General features: G+C 35.0%; 13 protein-coding genes. 8 read left to right on the top strand and 5 right to left on the bottom strand.

The window, feature by feature from the left end:
• Positions 1 to 19: 19 nt before the first annotated feature.
• Both UABHE_RS25095 and UABHE_RS25090 read left to right on the top strand, forming a co-directional pair.
• The gene (locus tag UABHE_RS25095) at positions 20 to 1,753 is read left to right on the top strand and encodes a D-Ala-D-Ala carboxypeptidase family metallohydrolase (RefSeq protein ID WP_372366053.1); all 1,734 of its coding nucleotides are present in this window, start codon (positions 20 to 22) and stop codon (positions 1,751 to 1,753) included.
• Positions 1,754 to 2,318: 565 nt separating this feature from the next.
• Positions 2,319 to 2,585: a hypothetical protein gene (locus UABHE_RS25090; RefSeq protein ID WP_372366052.1), complete on the top strand. Its 267-nt coding sequence runs from the start codon at positions 2,319 to 2,321 to the stop codon at positions 2,583 to 2,585.
• Here the strand turns inward: UABHE_RS25090 and UABHE_RS25085 are convergent.
• Positions 2,582 to 3,550 (bottom strand): hypothetical protein, encoded by a 969-nt coding sequence (locus UABHE_RS25085; protein WP_372366051.1) that lies wholly within the window; start codon positions 3,548 to 3,550, stop codon positions 2,582 to 2,584. The genes UABHE_RS25090 and UABHE_RS25085 overlap by 4 nt on opposite strands.
• Before the next feature lie 251 nt (positions 3,551 to 3,801).
• A complete protein-coding gene (locus tag UABHE_RS25080; RefSeq protein ID WP_372366050.1) occupies positions 3,802 to 4,827 on the bottom strand; it encodes a hypothetical protein in 1,026 nt (341 codons plus the stop codon).
• A 280-nt stretch (positions 4,828 to 5,107) separates the two neighbouring features.
• On the opposite strand from UABHE_RS25080, the gene UABHE_RS25075 reads away from it, so the two are divergent.
• The 3 genes from UABHE_RS25075 (at position 5,108) to UABHE_RS25065 (ending at position 9,447) form a co-directional block, all read left to right on the top strand.
• On the top strand, positions 5,108 to 6,211 hold the full coding sequence (locus UABHE_RS25075) for a FecR domain-containing protein (RefSeq protein ID WP_372366049.1): 1,104 nt from the start codon (positions 5,108 to 5,110) through the stop codon (positions 6,209 to 6,211).
• 67 nt (positions 6,212 to 6,278) lie between these two features.
• On the top strand, positions 6,279 to 7,697 hold the full coding sequence (locus UABHE_RS25070; protein ID WP_372366048.1) for a serine/threonine protein kinase: 1,419 nt from the start codon (positions 6,279 to 6,281) through the stop codon (positions 7,695 to 7,697).
• A 535-nt stretch (positions 7,698 to 8,232) separates the two neighbouring features.
• Entirely contained in the window at positions 8,233 to 9,447 is a 1,215-nt protein-coding gene (locus UABHE_RS25065; RefSeq protein ID WP_372366047.1) for a family 16 glycosylhydrolase, read from the top strand.
• Between the two features lie 107 nt (positions 9,448 to 9,554).
• On the opposite strand, the gene UABHE_RS25060 is transcribed toward UABHE_RS25065, so the two are convergent.
• Complete coding sequence (locus tag UABHE_RS25060; protein ID WP_372366046.1) at positions 9,555 to 10,097, bottom strand: MOSC domain-containing protein; 543 nt, start codon at positions 10,095 to 10,097, stop codon at positions 9,555 to 9,557.
• A gap of 166 nt (positions 10,098 to 10,263) precedes the next feature.
• Between UABHE_RS25060 and UABHE_RS25055 the strand changes: the two genes are divergently transcribed.
• On the top strand, positions 10,264 to 13,110 hold the full coding sequence (locus tag UABHE_RS25055) for a family 10 glycosylhydrolase (RefSeq protein ID WP_372366045.1): 2,847 nt from the start codon (positions 10,264 to 10,266) through the stop codon (positions 13,108 to 13,110).
• A gap of 248 nt (positions 13,111 to 13,358) precedes the next feature.
• On the opposite strand, the gene UABHE_RS25050 is transcribed toward UABHE_RS25055, so the two are convergent.
• A complete protein-coding gene (locus UABHE_RS25050; protein ID WP_372366044.1) occupies positions 13,359 to 14,957 on the bottom strand; it encodes an endonuclease/exonuclease/phosphatase family protein in 1,599 nt (532 codons plus the stop codon).
• 269 nt (positions 14,958 to 15,226) lie between these two features.
• On the opposite strand from UABHE_RS25050, the gene UABHE_RS25045 reads away from it, so the two are divergent.
• Complete coding sequence (locus UABHE_RS25045; protein ID WP_372366043.1) at positions 15,227 to 15,478, top strand: recombinase family protein; 252 nt, start codon at positions 15,227 to 15,229, stop codon at positions 15,476 to 15,478.
• 62 nt (positions 15,479 to 15,540) lie between these two features.
• Positions 15,541 to 15,885, top strand: coding sequence for a recombinase family protein (locus UABHE_RS25040; RefSeq protein WP_372366042.1), 345 nt, complete (start codon positions 15,541 to 15,543; stop codon positions 15,883 to 15,885).
• 103 nt (positions 15,886 to 15,988) lie between these two features.
• Here UABHE_RS25040 and UABHE_RS25035 read toward each other — a convergent pair whose 3' ends face one another.
• The gene (locus tag UABHE_RS25035) at positions 15,989 to 18,235 is read right to left on the bottom strand and encodes a tetratricopeptide repeat protein (RefSeq protein ID WP_372366041.1); all 2,247 of its coding nucleotides are present in this window, start codon (positions 18,233 to 18,235) and stop codon (positions 15,989 to 15,991) included.
• Positions 18,236 to 18,264: the final 29 nt, after the last annotated feature.

Below are 18,264 nucleotides of genomic sequence, written 5' to 3'. Positions count from 1 at the left end.
TTATTTTTGGGAGGTAAAAATGAAAAATACGATTAAAATCGCGATTGTAGTTTTAGTTGGTATTATTAACTGTATCACCGCACAAGAAATTTGTGGTGTGGCAGAAGATTGTTGCGTTACAGCAGAAGAAAATCTAGTTGATGTATTTGCTGTTAGTAGTAGTAGTTCGCACAAAATTAGTTTACATACATTTCCTATAGAGTTGGGAAAAAACAAAGCTTTATTTCTAAAAAAGGATGTTCGCATTAGAAGTTTAGCGAGTAATGAAGCCCGGTCTATATTAGCAGTAGCCCAAATGAAGCAAGGACAAGTTGATTTAATCAACCGTTCGGGGAAAATCATTAAGGAAGGTATTGCTGCTGGAGACCTGATTCAATCTATAACATTTCATGATGGAGAGTTTGCTGTACTATCTCGTAATAAAGGGCTTTTCTTTATCGATGAACATGGTCAATATAGAGGACACATAACTATTTCTCGTAAAGCGGGTAATGTTAGTTTTGGTAATGGATTGTTTGCTGTTACTAGTTTTGATGGCGATGTTTATTTTTTCAAAAACCCTAACGTTCGCGATTTGACTACTTTATCTAAGAATAACCATGCACAGAACACAACCCTACAAACACTAGTCTATAGAGAAGGCGAAACCATGGAAATTTCTTTGCCTGCTCGCAAAAGTTTCGTAGGATTTGGGGCGAAAGAAATTGTTTTTGGTGATGATGTATTTTTGGTTACAAACCCACAAAACGCTTCAGTGTCTGTATTCAATAGTGAAGGAGTACCAGCCAATTTTAATACTGGTAAAACAGTTGTAGATGGACAAAATGCTATATATACAGGACATAAATTCCTCAAGGGCCTTACTTATGGTGCTGGCTCATTTGTCGTCACAAATTCGCAAAATGATTCCTCTGGTTCAAGTATAATCATTTTGAGAAGAGGTAAAGAAATTAAACATGTTGAATTGTTCGATTCCTTTGGGCAAAAAGGAACTGGAACATTAGCAGTAAGTTTCTTGCCTGATGGTAAGGACAAAAATAAAGGTATATTTGCCATTAGCACATCTGCAAGCAACCGAGTTTACTTCATGTCTCCAAATGGTGATATTTTAGGAAGCCAAGAAACAGCAGAAAATCCTACTAACATTGTAGCATTTAAAGTGCACAACGAAATTTTAAATACTCCAGCTACAATCAGTGCTAATTCATTTGAAAATGTTATTAGAAAACTAGGTGGTAGTGTAGTAAAACCAACAATGTTTCCTAAAACAGTGGATGGATTTCAAATGTATCTTGATGCTGTTGGAGTGAGATATTTTTCCGCAAAAGAAATGACAAGACCAAACCATCCAGATATAGCTAGACAATGCGGATTTAACAATCTCTTGCCATCGCATGGTGATTGGGCCAAAGGCGCTGCCCTTGCTTTACTTGCAGATAAATTACGTGCGCTAGTAAATGAGCCTGTAAAAATGCGTAATTGGTGGAGACCCTCATGCTACAATGAAAAAGTTGGTGGTGCTAAAGGGAGTGACCATGTACAGGCTTTCGCTGTAGATCTTGATTTTCGATCTGCCAAAAGCCGCGCCAAAGCACAAGGTTATCTATGCGCGAATTATTGGAGCAGTGATTTGCAGCTATCTATAGGGCTTGGTGGAGTAACTATTCATTTAGGCATACTATCTCCAAAGGGAAAACGCAATTGGAAATACAAAAGCTATACTAAACTGCCAAATTCTGGAAATTGCTGGTAATAGCAAATGATAGAAGATAAATAGTTGTTAATATATGCGTTAAGCAAATAAACAGAGTATGTTATCTCACATTTAACGCGAGATAACATACTCTGTAAATATTTGAGGTAAATAATATATAAGTTATAGTGACTAACAGAAACTTATTATTTTGTTTTATATTCTGATATTGCGAGCAGTATCGAGCCGTTTCCAAAAACTTTCTAGGGCGTGTTATCATTCAAAATATTGTGTGTTTTTTCGAGCCCGAGCCCGTTTGCGAGCCCATTTCCGAAACTTTCACTAACAATTTATCAAAGAAGCAAAGTTTCTTTTTCCATCGCAAAAAACTAGTATTGAACCAATAAATCACTTTCTGTTGCTCTCAAAAAGTTTTCGGGCGCGGGCTCGCAAACGGGCTCGGGCTCGATACTACTGGCGTATCATTAAATGAATCCGTTATATTTTTATCTGTATTGAATGATGACACGCCCTAGTAAAAAAACAGAATTTTTGGCGAGTTATAACAAATACTTCTTTGTTTGGTTAAAAGCTTTGAAATCGTTTTCAGGATTGGAAATGGGCAATGAAACCAAGAAATCTTAGCCTTTTATTTCTTGAACTTGACCAAATAATATTTAAATTTCCATTGAAAACAATAGCTGAACACTATGAGCATCCTTGGAACTATGAACAAGAAGAAATACAAAATCTATGGTTGCAAATTATCCAGCCGTATAATGAAAAAAAGCTAGAAGAACTTGTTGGGCGCGATGATCTCAATATAAGAGCTAAAAGAATTTTTACTTGTGCTCTTGATGAGTGTCGAAAAAATAAATCTATTGTACTTTAAATTTTGCTTTTCATATTTTCATGGAGTTCATGTAAAGATTGTAACCCTGAAACAAAGGTATCTACATCAAATGTTTTTATAGAAATTTCGCGGATTTCTTGGTAGAGTTTTTTTCTTTCTTCAAGTAATTTTTCAGCCAAAGGATTTAGGATCTCTTCTAACTCTTGTTTACTTCGCTCTTCAAAGTCATTGAGATTAAGATCCATATTTTGCAAGGCAAGACTGATCACCTCATTAGTGAAGTCTCCCTCCTTTAACTCTCTTTCCAGAGTGTTTAATACATTGCTAATACGTCCCAATACTTGTCCTTGAAAAAGAATATTGCGCATTGCTCCTAATTCTGCAAACACTCCATTTCGCATTCCCATTAAGTCCATCATTCCCACAATTACCATTCCCATGTTATATGATAAATAGATGCGATTTTCTGTTTGGTTTGCCATCTTTGGATATTCGCTTACCAATTCACTATAACGATTAGCAACATAAAACTGTTGGATATCGAATTCAAAGAATTCTTTGAATCTTTGGTAATGTGGAAGGTTCGATATAGTTGCAAAAATATCATCCCATAAGGCTAAAGATAGCTCCACAATTTTTTTCTCTTCTTCGTTTAATTTAGTATATTCAATATGCTGATTTTGATTGGGAATTTTATAAAGTTCTTCCAATAGCTTTAAATTTCGGTATTTGGGATTGTCAGCAAGATCATCATATAGAGTAATCCACATTCCAATTTTTGTTTTTGCAGTAACAAGATCTTCTACATACTCAGGAGCGACGCAGGACAAGGTAACATAGCTATATCCGGTAGGAAGAAAACGCAAAAAGAGAGCGGGATTACGATCTTTAAATAATGGATATTTCTTTAGAAGATCAGCAATTGCGTTCGAAATTCGGTGTAGATCAAATTCATCTTTACTTAGTTTTTGTATATGTGGAGGGAGTTTAAAAGGTGTAGACATAGTATATTTCACTTTCTCAACATGGATACCAGTAATCGTTGTTTCTATTTTAATAAGTGACCTAGCAAAAGTAGTTACCCATTGAATACAGGATTTTAATTTTCTGGTGCGATGCGACGAGAGCACAGCTACAGCTGTGTAACTAAGGAGCAAAGCTCGAAATTAAAAGAACAAAATGCGAACAGGTAATACTTTTGGCGGTTATTTAGAATAGCCAAAGTAATATTTTGCGTTTATAACATTCTATGTTTTTAAACTATATCTATTTTGTCTACATCATCCCAGTGAATATAGCGTACTTCTCCAGTATCATAAAAACGATTAAAAAGATGATGAAGAGCTTTCAATCCACGAGCAAAGTCGCAAACACAAAAACTCGTAATAGAAGATGTTGAAATCTCTCGATAAAGTTTTTCTATATCCAAATGTATTTTCTCAATGACAGGAGCAAATATTTCTTTGAGTTCTTTGTTGCTTTTTCCTCGAATTTCTGTGGCGAGTAACATATTTTCTATGGCAACTGCTATTACTTCATTACTAATATCTTCATGGAGAATACTTCTCTGAAGAGTATTGAGGACTCTACTAATGCGACAAATTATTTGCGCTTTATAAAGAATATTTCTCATCGCTCCAAGCTCATCAAAACATTCTTCTGTTGTTCCCATAAAGTCAAGAACACCTCCAATAACAATTCCCATATGGTGCGAGAGAAAAGAACGATTCTCCACTTTGTTTGACATTTCAGGGTATTTACGAATCAGCTGCCAATAGCGATTTGCAATATAAAATTGTTGGACGTCGAAAAAGAAGAATTTTTTAAATACATGATAGTATGGTAATTTAGGTAAAAAATTTATTATTTCCTGCCATAGGTCTATGCAAAAATTTAAAATCTCGGCTTCTTCTCCTTTTAATCGCTTAGAATCTACATGTTTATCCAGCAAAGGAAGTTTATATAATTCTTCTAGTAATATAATTTTTTGAGAGTGTTGTAAATTGTGGGATAGATCCGCAAGTTCATAATATGTTTGAAAAAGTATCTTTAGTTTCACTTTAATAAGGAGAAGTTCTTCGGCCCATTGAGGAGAAACACAGCTCAACATTGTGTAATTAAAACCTACTGGCACAATATCGAAAAATCTATCTCTTTTTGGTAATAGCAATAAAGGACTCTTTTTTAGCGCGCTACCTATTTTTTCATCAACTCTGCGAATATCGAAAAATTCTTTATCTAGTTTTTTTAAATGAGGAGGGAGTGTATTACTTGGAAACATAAAATTTCCCTTCTTGTAGGGACTACCGTTTTATCGAGTGCTATAGGAAATCGTCAAGTATACGTGATTTACACTGAAAAAATCTAGTAGATTCTAATTGTCTTTATGTATATGGTCTTTGATTTACAGTTTGAGATAAGCCTTTATTTGTGATATAGTTTCCAAAGGAATTTTTATAAAGTGTTAGTCTTTTCTCCAGTGGAGAAAGGCATACTAGCACATAAAAACGGGAATGTAAATTCCTAACAATAGTTGCACTAATATTTATTAGGATATTTTTATGAGTAAAATAAAGCCATTATTTATACTAGCATGTTTAGCTGTAGCGGCTTACGGTGCTATGAATTATTTAAAGAGTTCCGGTGAGATTAAAGTGATTTATCTCATGGGAGGAGCTTTTATCGAGAATGAAGAGCAAACACCTTTGAAAGTAGGAGATAAGGTACCCGAAGGAATGTCGGTTAGCTTAAAAGAAAGATCGAAATGTTTTTTACAAATGCCAAACGGAGGTGTTATAAAGCTTAACTCACAAGCGAATGTAGTATTTACAGAAAATAAAAAAGTTGAGTTAACAACGGGCTCTCTAGAAGTAAAAAATAATGAAAACATCATTGTCAATACTCCTCAAGGAAATGTAAATCTCTTAAATGCTCACGCAAATATTCGTCTTGTAGAAGAAAAGACAATTGTTTCTGTTTTCTCCGGAGAAGTAGAAGTTGAACATCAAGGAGATTTAGCAGTAGTTGATGAAGGGCAAGGTGTGGTCGTAGATTCTTCTGGAATTGGAGCACCTTCTGATTTACCAGTTACTCCAGTAGTCAAAATGCCCAATTCTGCGAGTAATGTTACGCAAGTTCCAATTTCTGTAAAAAGTGAAAGAGTGAGTGGAGCAGGAGCGTATTACTGGGAGTGTGCAGTAGACGACGAGTTTAATTTGTTTTTGTTTGAAGACCAACTACAAAAGGCAAATGGTTCTTTGCAAAACCACCCTGATAAAGATGGAATATTTTATTTACGTGTTTGTGTTGAAAATGAGAAAGGGTTTTTCTCTCCATTCTCAGAACCAGTGGATTTTACACTTGAGATATACAAAAAAATTAACAAACATCGCTCTTTTGCAAAAAACTTTTATCTAAATAAAAATTACCAAAAATCACTAGAAGAAGCGCAAACAGGTTTAGCAATTTCGGCAAAAGACGTAGAGTTGTTACAATACTTGTCGTTGAGTTCTATTCAAACAAAAGAATTTGATCAAGCTTATAAGAGTGCCTTACTATTAAAAAACCACTTAGATCCTAAAACTAAGTCTATTTTGAAAAAAATAAGTAAAGAATGGAAAGAGAAATCTCCAAAAGATAAAAGATGGAAAAAACTCATTAAGTAGTAAATATCAAATTTTGAGCGAACAATAAAGTCCGCTCAAAATTTTAATTTATATCTAGGAGAAATTCATGCAAAAACTATCTTTAGAGTGTGGTTTCTGTGGACAAAAGTATAATGTAGACCTTCACAAAATTCCCTTTCCTTGCCAACAATGCAAATCCACGGTAGGACAACCACAAAAAACTACCTTAGATCTATCTTTTTTCGAAGCTAGTTCGAATCCCAAGCCTACAATTCGCAGAAACTCCAAACCCACAGTCGATCCCAGATCTAAATCGCCATCCCAACGTTATTCACGTTTAAAAAAAATTGCTGAAGGAGGGATGGGAAGCATATATTTGATTGGAGACAATACTCTTCAACGCAATGTTGTGCAGAAATCGCTAAAAAGAGAAACCGACAAAATTCACCGTGAAATGTTTTTAACGGAAGCGCAAATTACTTCGCAGTTAGAACATCCAAATATCGTACCAATTTACGATATTATGGAGGATAATGGTAATTTACATTTGATTATGAAACACGTTGAAGGACAAACTCTTCATGAAGTAATTGATGAAGTAAAACGGAGTCAAAAATGTTGGCCAATAAATGAGCGATTACTTATCTTTGAAAAAATTTGTCAGGCAATAAGTTATGCCCACGATCGCAAAATTATCCACCGTGATTTAAAGCCAGATAATGTGATGATCGCGTCACATGGTCAAGTATATTTATTGGACTGGGGTATCGCTAAAAATCGCACAATAAATGCGAAGAGTAATCCGCAAGAAATGGTCGGAACTCCCGGTTATATGCCTCCCGAACAATGCAGAGGAGAACAAGTCGACATTCGTGCTGACATTTTTGGTCTTGGTGCAATTCTTTACGAAATGATATACCTGCGTCCTGCATACGATGGAATGTCTCCTATGGCTTTGCTTATGCAAACGATCAACGATCCAATTGACTTTTCCCAAAAAGATATCAAAAACAAATTAAATCGTCGTCTTGTTTCTATAGCACAAAAAGCGTTAGAAAAAGATCGAAATCAACGATATAGCAACACCAAACGGTTACTACAAGATATAAATGCTTATCTAAATGATAGTGAAATGATTGCTTACAAAGACACATTTTTTGAAAAAATATGTAAGAAAACAAAGCTACGGCTTCACTATCTCCAAACCGTAGATTATCTAATAATAGGATTTTTGTTCTTGGCTCTAGTTTGGTTTTCCTTTGCCAATATAGAAAAGATGGTCGCAAACGAAAAGTACAAAGTTTACGAAGCACAAGCTCATATATATCACAGCCAAGGAATGGAAAGTTACCAAAAGTCTTTAGTTACTTCACAACAAAAAAAACAACAACACTTACTCAAGGCAAAAATTTATTGGGATTTGACTGTCGAGGCTATTCAAAATGCACTTGCCATTGATCCTCAATCCCATAGAACTGAAGAACTCTTAGCTTTAGAAAAAGAAATAAAAAAATACCGCAATTAGGACGTGAGAATAACAGATGTCGTTAAAATATCATTGTCTTATATTGTAATACTGTGAGTAGTATCGAGCCTATTTCGGAAAACTTTCTAAGTGACCCTGACTCCAGCGATGCATAATCGTTTTAAAGAGAAAAATAGATAGCTTTACTTAATTCAATTAAACGCGACTATAACCGTTTAATTGAGTTGAATAAATGTAATATCTACGAATCTATAATTTATTCGATATGCTCTTTTATTTACTGATATACAGAAAATTTCTAGTACCTCACTTCCCTATTGATCTCAACGATTACGACATGCCACACCTACAAAACACAAATAAAATTGTATTTTCAAAATTAATGACCCACTCTAAACTATTTTATTTTCTGTTCGTCAATGTACTTGACTAACAAAAGTGTTATCGATTGAATAAGTTATTACAGCTTATCGACATTTAACATAACAACCAAGATAGCACTTAGTGAGATAGACTACAATTTCTATTCGAATATCAACATATGTAAAATATAACTATTCTGAAAGAGAATACAATGAAGTATTTATTAATACTTATTATCGCTCACTGTTGCTGTTTTGGCGAACAGATTGCACAAGCTTATTACACTCTTACTGCTAAATCTAGCGGCTACGCGCTAACGATATTTGCGAAAAACAAAACAAACAAAGGTCCAATTTGCCAAGATAAAAACAGTAAAGTTATCACACAACAATGGTTAATTTCTCCTGTACAGGAAGAGCCCGGATATTACACATTAACATCTAAGTTTAGTGGCTACCGTTTGGAAGTTTTTGCGGGCAACAGAATTGATGGTGGACCACTATGTCATGCAAAACCCGATAATTCTGACTTACAAAAATGGCTCATTCAACCTAGCGAATACAAGGGGTACTACACTCTCACATCCAAATTTAGCGGACATTGTCTGGATGTTTTTTATGCCAACAAGAAACGCTATGGAGCAGTTTGTCACGCCCAACCACGTGAAAATGATGCGCAAAAATGGTTATTGCAGTTATGCGGTTCGAAAATAAGCACTACATATTCTCAAATCATTCATTCACCGAAAAATAGCAACTTGATATGGCAAGATGAGTTTGATGGTACAAAGTTAGATTTAGGAAAATGGAGTTACCGTGGTCTTGGCAAAAGAAAAGGTGGCATGAATGTTGTCGAGGCAGTAAAACTAAATGGTAAAGGACAGCTAATTATTACAACAAGTAAAAATGGAACTAATTATTATACAGGTATGATTAGCACTCACAAAAAATTTGAACACCGATTTGGCTATTATGAATGTCGTGTAAAATTTCAGACTCAGCAAGGTCATTGGCCAACATTTTGGTTAATGTCTCCTAAAATAAGTATGTATACCGATAATCCGCATAAATCAGGAGTAGAGGTTGATATATTTGAATACCTTACTACTAATGGTGGACAACTTCTACAAGGAATTCACTGGAACGGTTACGGCAAGCACCATAAAAGAGAAGGGCGACCACGCCATCCGAAAATACCGATAAGTACTGGGTGGCACACAGTAGGAGTTGAGTGGACAAAAGAGCACTATATTTTTTATGTAGATGGAAAAGAAACATGGAGAACAAAAACAGCGGTTTCTCATATCCATCAATATATTATTCTCAGCACAGAGGTTGCAGAGTGGACAGGAGATATTACAAAAGCGGTACTTCCCGATCATGTATATTTTGACTATGTACGTGTGTATAAAACGCGAGAAAAATAAAGTAATTAGATTGATCTTCCTTGTACTTTATACAAAAAAGATCAACGCTCTCGTTATCTTGAACGTTGCATGCTTGGTAACGCTTTTGCCACATGCAACGTTCAGTATTACACCGGCATTAATGGTTTATGTGGCTTTTCGGGTAATTCGACTTTTATTATATCATCTGGTTTAACAATTCCTCCGGCAATAACAATTCCCATAATTCCAGCTTTACGAATTAAATTACCTTCCTTATCTTTATCTAAAACAGCATTCATCAAGCCTTCCTGTAGCTGATTCAATTGATTACAAGGATTTCTTAATCCAGTTATTTCAACTATGGCGGACTCTCCTAAATAAAGTTTTGTTCCTGTAGGGAGTTTTAAAAGAGCAACGTTGCGCGTGGTTATATTTTCTCCCATTTGTCCTGGACTAACTTCGAATCCTTTTTCCTTTAACTCATCGTATAATTCATTATGAATCAAATGTACTTGGCGCAAATTTGGTTGTGTTGGGTCTTTCGCAACACGCGAACGATGCTTTACTGTTGTTCCCATATGAGCATCTCCTTCAACACCAAGTCCGGTAATAAGAGAAATTAGTGGGGAGTTGTTTTTACTGACAAAATGTGAGTTTCGACAGCTAACGACAGTTACAATAGCCTTCATTTGTTGCTCCTTGAAATATCGATCTTTGAATTTGCGAGAAGATGGGCTTTTTGTTATCATGATGAGCAGTGACTAGATAGATCACTACTATGTTTATAGCACCAAAAAACAAGAAATACAAGTTTTTCAAATCAGGATGGGTATTCCATACTTTAGGTTGTTAATTATGATTAAATTAATTAGTGTACTGTTAATATGTTTATTGTGCTTGCCAATGTTGGTGAGTGAAAATGAAGAGTTAAGAGGTTTGTGGGTTACGCGTTTTGAATGGCCGGATAAAGACCCTCAAAAATGTCGCGCGAAAATACAAAAATGCTTTGAAGATATGGCGAAAGCAAATTTTAACGCTGTTTTTTTTCAAATCCGCGGTGAAGCAGATGTATTATATCCAAGTGAATTAGAACCATGGTCTGAATTAATAGGTGGTAAAGATCCTGGCTTTGATCCACTAGAGTTTGCTATCAAACAAGCACGTAAACATGGTATTCAATTTCACGCTTATATTAATCCAGTACCTATGGTGTTGTGGGTTGATAGAAAACCACCGCAAAATAAAAACCACATTTTTTACAAACATGGGCCTAATTCTAAAGACCCATGGGTATGTATTGATGAAGATGGCAAAGTAATGGACGCGAAGGCAGCGGCTTACTACTACTTTTCGATGGGAAACCCAAAGGTACAAGAATATCTACGCAAAGTTATCCGCGATTTAGTTACGCGCTATGATATTGATGGTTTGCATCTTGATCGCATTCGTTACCCTGGTCCACAATACAGTCATGATAAGGCAAGTACTAGTCGCTTTCGTGGGCATGGTAACCCAAATCAACATGACTGGCAAAATTGGCAATGCGAGCAATTAAATAAATTTATCAACGATGTATATGCAGAAGTCACAGCTATTAAACCAAAAGTGATTATCTCATGTGCTGCTTGGGGAATATACAGTCGCTATCATGTCGAAGGTTATGACACTTTTAGTAGTGGTTATCACGATTATTTCCAAGACTCTTGGTCATGGATTAAAGGTGGAATGATGGATATTCTAGTGCCAATGATCTATTGGAACATGGCAGATCCTAAGCCAAATTACCAAGAATTAACAAAAGATTTTGCACGAGGTGTTGGAGAAAAACGTTTTGCTGGCGGGCAACGTTTATATGGAGAAGGCTGGCCTCCAAGTGAAAATGTCGCTCAAGTTATTGAAAGCCGTAAGCAAAAACTATCGGGTACAGTTATCTTTTCTTACGAATCAGCGGATCAAAAAGGTGCTTTTGCGCTTCTAAAAGAAAAGGTATACCAAGAAAAAGTTTCTGTTCCACAATTGAAAAATCCAACGCACAAAAACGCTATGGTTTTAGGAAAAGTTACTAACAGTAAAGGTCAAGCAATCACCGATGCTTGGATTTCACTGTACAGTGATGGAAAAAAATTAAGAACATGGACTTCTGGAACAGACGGTCGTTTTGCTTTCCTTAATGTTCCTAGCGGAAAAGTTGAATTTGTCGTTACTTATCACAATGATAAAACTCAAAAGTTGGAAATTGCCTTGAAAAAAGGTGAAGTGCGTACTTTGGATTTCACTGTGAATACTTCGAAAGTAGAGATTCCTGCTATCCACATATGGAAAATTCACAACAATGGAGATCATTGCCATATTCTTGCAAGAACCTCACCGCAAAATGTCGTTACTGTAAATGGTGATAAAGTTCAAGTAAATATCAATGGTATGTTTGCATATGATAACATTGCTCTTAAAAAAGGTACAAATGAAATTGTTATTGAGACAACAACTCCATCAGGAAAAAAATACCAACGTACTTTGGAAATTGAGCCAGCAGCTGCAATAGCAAAAATCGCTAAAAAAATAAAAATCATTAAGCGCCAAAAATGGTCAGAAAGTCGCATGGCTCGTACTGTGGGGGATAAAGTAGGGATTACCCATGGAACACATTATGTAAGACTAGGAGGACCATTTATCGCCGAAGTATCCAAAGATACAGTATTGGAACTTACAGGTGAAGAAGGTAATTTTTACGAAGTGAAGCTAGCACACAGTTTGAATGGCTGGGTAAAAAAAACAGACGTTGCTCTTTTCAACAGTGAAATGTCTGCTCCACAAGGTTTTTTTACTTATTGCAACGCATATGGCGAACGAAACTACGATGTTGTGCGCATTCCTATGCCAACTAAAGTCGTTTATGCTCTTGAGTCAAAAACTTCACCAAACAATGCGATTGTCGTAAATTTCTACGCAACACACAACGCAACCACTTGGTTCTCACATCGCAACACTACTAAAGTTGTGGGAGAAATAACTGGTAAACAAATTCAGCAAGGTTGGTATCAACTCTCTATACCAATTAAGAGCAAAAATATTTGGGGTTTTTGGCACAAACGCGATGAAAATGGAATATCTATTTTTATAAAACGCGCTCCAAAACTAGACAGCACAAATCCCCTAAAGGGATTAACTATCGCTTTAGAAGCTGGTCATGGAGGTTCTAACACCGGAGCCGTTGGTGTTTCTAATGCCAAAGAAAAAAATGTAAATATCAAAGCTGTAGATATATTGCAACAAGAGTTAGAAAAACGCGGTGTAAATGTCGTTCTTTTAAGATATAGAGATACAAATCCATCTCATAAAGAGCGTGTAGAAAAAGCGATTGCGGAAAAAGCGCAACTGTTAATTTCTATGCATGCTAATGCTACAGCAACAAAAAAAGGATTTTTACGCATTTCAGGAGTGTGCACATTTTATAAAGGCGCGCATAACTTTGCATTGGCAAAATCGATCTACGATCAACTTTTAGGTCTTGGATGGGAAGAGTTCGGTGTCGTAGGTAATTTTAATTATTACCCACTGCGTAATACTCATATACCAGCGGTTTTAGTTGAACAAGGTTTCATGAGTAATCCATACGATGAAGCGCAACTTCTTGATAAAACATTTCAACAAAAGCAAGCGCAAGCAATTATTCGTGGTGTGGTTAGTTTTCTAAATAAATAATGGCAAAAAAATAAGTGGCTATCTTTTGATAGCCACCGTCAATTTGCTACTGCAAATTCCAAGCCTTTTACGAATGTGTTACAATTATAGCATTTCCATATCACAGTAGTGTCATCAGCGAGTAATTTCTTAGTCATAATTCTGTCTTTTTTTTGTAAAGTAATCTCTGTTTTGTCAGAGGTTATGATATGATATAAGGCAGCGAGAGCTTGTCAAACTCTCGCCTTTTATTCTACACAGTGAAATACTTAATCATCATCTGTGGTGTCTAGTTCAAGAAAACACGGACGATTTCCTGAAACAACTCGACTTGCTTCTCTATCATCGTTGCGAAAGATTTCTTCATCGAATTTATCAACTTCGAGGATACCTAGCTCGCCAAGATTGTCTTCCAAGAAAAAGAAATTATCTGATACATCAGTATCAGATATTGTCGTTTTTACGGGCTTTCTAAATGCAGCAGACATACCAGGTATTTCAAATAGTTCATCCCACTCAGAAAATCGTGGTGGTCTATTGAAACAACCTGCGAGAAGTATGTCTTGTTCGTTTGGAAAATTCCGTTGGACCTCTTTGAAGGCGTCTGATAAAAGTCGTACTTCTGCTTTTCTTTCTGTCAGTGACCTTGTTGTTGTATGGTGTGTTAATACTACAAAATCAAAATTCCCAGCTTTAAAGCTCGAAAAAAGTGGTCTTCTTTGAAAAGAAGACGATTGAATAAAACGAGCAGGTTGCAGTTGTTTTATAAATTTACTATTCCATAAAAAGCAGTACGGCAGCTTTACTTCAAATTTATACTCTTTACCTGCTTGATTTAGCTTTTCAACAAGTCTTTCTACGGCTTCTTCGTCTTTAATGTCTTGCATAACGAGGAAGTCATATTTTTGTGCAACTCTTTTTATAAAGAGCATTTCGCGGTCGTCTCTACTCGAACTACTAAAACTTCTAACGCGCCATGTAGCGAGCTTAAAGGTTTCGGGGAAATCGTCAGGAATGTCAAATTTTACAGAAACAGGGAGGTGGTCGCTTACTTTATTTGCTTCGGCGATATCAACATCGTCTCCAAATCGAAAAAATTTATCGACAAAATCTTCGGTATTTGCACTATTAATGGCTACGTTTTTTGAGAAAACATAGTCCACTTGCTTTGCAAGAAAAACACCGTCAACAACCGTGTCTTTTTTTAATGTTGTTAAATCACCTTTTCTTAGAGCTGTTTCTAGTTGTAGATCGAAAAATGGACTAAAATTTCTTTCAAAATTATTGTTGTGTTCCATATTCAAATCACCCATTACTAAAAGCTTTGTTGCTTGTGGCAAATTAATAAAATCATTTGCCATTTCTTCCCATTGCAGTTTTCGTTCTGCAACTCTTCCAGAGGCTTTAGCATGAAGACTTACCATGCGAATGGGCACACCACGAAAATCAAAGTTAACAGAAAAGTAACCTCTTTCTGTTTGTAGAGCTTCGCTATTAAAACGAACGATTTCAGAATTGACAAGTTTACCTAGACCGTCTTTCCAAAGAAAAGCATAGCGCTCTTTTTTTCCACCTTCACCAGTTACACCGCTAAGAGTAAGTTTCCACTCAACTCCTGTTTTTTGGGATAACTGATCTTTTAAAATTTCAGCGGAATTTCGATTATCACCTCTCACATCGACAATTTGATTAATTTCTTGGAGGCAAATAACATCGCTGTCTTCGAGAACAGTGACTACTTTATCCATCACATCTTGATTTTCTAACTTAGTTGCGCCAAAGTTACCTAAGTTCCATGTAGTAACCTCAATCTCTTCGGCTATAACTAAAGAAAAAAATATTATAAAAATAATAGCTATTTTTTTCACGTTTAGCTCTCCTTTCGTTGATAAGTGCTTATTCTTTTCATTCAATCATACCAAAAAATACCGATTTGTATAATAACAAAGCGATAGTTTTAAGTAATTATACACTTATAGAATAAAGAAGGATGTAGTTTAAATTAGTAATGATAGTAGTTTAAGAGCTATACGGAATGGATTTAATCGTTATTATAATCTGCTTTGAAAAAATATATAACAATAAAAACGATAGGCTTTGTTTTTATACAAGCGTTTTAAAAATAGGGAGAAACCAAGTGACAAAATATATTGCGTATTACAGAGTATCAATAAAAAATAAAAATGACTTGGAACTAAAAGAGCAGAAAGATCATGTGGAGCATTACGTTGGTATTGGCAATATTATTGAATCATTTGTGGAGCGAGAAAGTGCAAAAAACAAAAAAAGACCGTTATTAGAAAAAGCAATTTGCTTATGCGCACAATATGGGTATACGTTAGTAATTGCAAAACTTGATCGACTCGGACGAAAAAAAAGCATCTCGTAGATATAAGAGAAAAGTTAGTCAATAACAAACGAAAAGATCTACTAGTAATTGAAAGCCCGACTATGTCTAAACTAGAATTTTTTTTCTATGTAGAGATGATTCAAAGAGATACAAAACGGATAAGTGAGCGGACAAAAAAAGCCCTCGATATAAAGAAAAAACAAGGCTTTAAATTAGGCAATCCCGAAAATCTTACTCACGCTGCAAAGATGAAAGGATGCCAAGTTAGAAAACAAAAAGCCCAAGTTGCAAATCTGAATGCATATAAGCAGGCGAGTGATATGAGAAAAGATGGTAAGTCATACAGATATATAGCAAATAAGTTAAACGAATATGGTGTACTTACAAGTCGTGGTGGTAAATTTTATCCAATGAGTGTCAAGAATTTGCTTGATTTGTTTACTTAGAAGTTTATTGGCTATGGTGAAGGTCACGTGTTTTTAAATTGAAAATATTAGTGGATGGCACACCCTGACTTTCGTTGGGTTTATTATATTTTGGCTTTGCAGGTCATGGTTTTTTAAGATCTCGATATTTTTGCAGGTGATATTCTGCTTTTTTATTCTTTCCTGTATTTTTGTAAGTTATGAACAAACCTTGATGCGCTTCTGGTGTGTTGGGAGCAATAATCAATATTTTATTGTAATTGCTAATTGCTTTATCATATTTTTTTTGCTTAGCATAAATGGTTCCACGCGTTAGATAACCTCTTAAATATTTAGGATCAAGGTCAATAACTTTGTTCATGTCTACTAGAGCCTCTTGGTATTTTTTAAAGTCTTTATAGAAAACACCACGATTATAAAAAAAGTTTGGATCTTTAGGATCAAGATCAATGGCCTTATTGTAATCTGCCAAAGCAAAATTGTGTTTTTTGAGATTATAATATACAATCCCACGGGCACTATAAGCATTTGCATTTGCAGGACTAAGCTCTATTACCTTATTAAAATCAGCTAAAGCCTCTTGAGGTTTTTGCAAATTGCTGTAAAGCAAATTTCCTCTATTGTAATAGTAGTCGAAGTTATTAGATTTGAGTTCAATGGCTTTATTATAATCTTTTAATGCTTGGCTGTATTTTCGTAAATCATAATAAAAAATTCCTCCTCTATTAAAGTAATAACTAGAATTGTAAGGATTGAGCTCTATGGCTTTGTTGTAATTTTCTAAAGATTTACTTATATTTCGCATATCAGCATAAACAACCCCACGTGTACTATAAAAATCTGCATTTTTAGGGTTAAGTTCTAGCGCTTTATTAACATCCATTAGAGCTTCTTTATATTTTCTTACGTTTTGATACAATTTTGCTCTGGTATTATACAGCTTTGGGTTTTGAGGAGCGAATTTTATAGCTTTGTCTAAATTAGTAAAAACTTTGCTGTGTTTTTTTAAATAACTATAAAGAATACCGCGATTTGCGTATGCTCGTGAGTATTGCGGATTCAGTTCTATAGCTTTGTTATAATCAGCTAAGGCTTCGCGATATTTACCTAAATGATGATAAATATTCCCGCGATTATTGTAAACTTTTGGAAACTGTGGATTAAGTTCTATAACTTTTTCATAGTCGTTTAGAGCCAAGTCGTTTTTTTGCAACGCATCGTAAGCTATAGCTCTTAGCATATAAGCATTTATATATTTAGGGTCTTTTTTTATTATAGAAGAGAACTTTTCAATTGCTAGCTCAAATTTATTCTGTTTTGAATATTGTTGTCCTTGTTTGAAAAGCAAATTTATTTGTTGCTTCGTTTCTTTTATGGTAAAAACTTGATTTTGATTATGTTGTTCATTGGCTCGACTTGCGCGAATTAATAGAAGGATTAAAACCACTAAAAATGTAAAACCTAAGATAATAATTCGAAGTTTTTTTATCGCATTTTTGTTGTTTTTATGAAATTTTTTAGGTACTGCAGTAGATCTTTTTTTGGTAGATTTAGAAGAATTTTCCATAGCACGTAGCATTTTTGTTACAGAAGTAATTCTTTTGCTCGGATCTTTTTCGAGAGCTCTGTTTATAATCTGCGAAATGTAATCCCACTTGCCTGTTAGGTCCAAAATTGGAGGAGAAAAATGAACAATTTTATCCATAGTTGAGATGGAATGCCCAGCGTAAAAAGGAGAAGACTCTGACCAAGAAAAAAACTGATGAAATATTACTCCAAGTGCAAAAACATCGGTATTTTTTCCAATTTCTAATTCGTCCTCCATTTGTTCAGGAGCCATGTATTCTGGTGTTCCTATGATCATCTCTGAATTAGTAATTGTTACCAATTCTCTATTTATCGATTTTGCTATTCCGAGGTCTAATATTTTTGGAACTAACTTTTTACCTTTTAGCATTATATTTGCAGGTTTTAAATCGCGGTGAATAACTCCATTTTCATTTAGAACGCTTATAGCACCACATATTTGTTTTGCTATCTCTAGTTGCTTTTCAAAATTAATCGTATTTTTACGCTCAAGTATCAATTGTTGTAATGTTATTCCTTCAACGTATTCCATTACAATAAAATAATGATTTTGTGATTCAAAGAAATCTATTCCGTAAACGAGGTTAGGGTGACGAATTTTTGTTAGAAAATAATACTCGCGACGGATACGCTCCACTGACTCAGACGTATTTTCTTTTGGAGGAATGCACTGCTTCACTGCAACAAGTTGGTTTGTTTGTATATCTAAACATAGATATACTTTTCCCATTCCACCTTGCCCCAAAATTTTTTCAAATTTATAGCGATTTTTTAATAGATTCATTTAACACTCTGCTTTAAATAGTTTTGAAT

The sequence above is a fragment of the Candidatus Uabimicrobium helgolandensis genome, assembly GCF_041508025.1.
Lineage (GTDB): Bacteria > Planctomycetota > Uabimicrobiia > Uabimicrobiales > Uabimicrobiaceae > Uabimicrobium > Uabimicrobium helgolandensis.
This window is presented reverse-complemented; position numbering and strand designations above follow the sequence as displayed.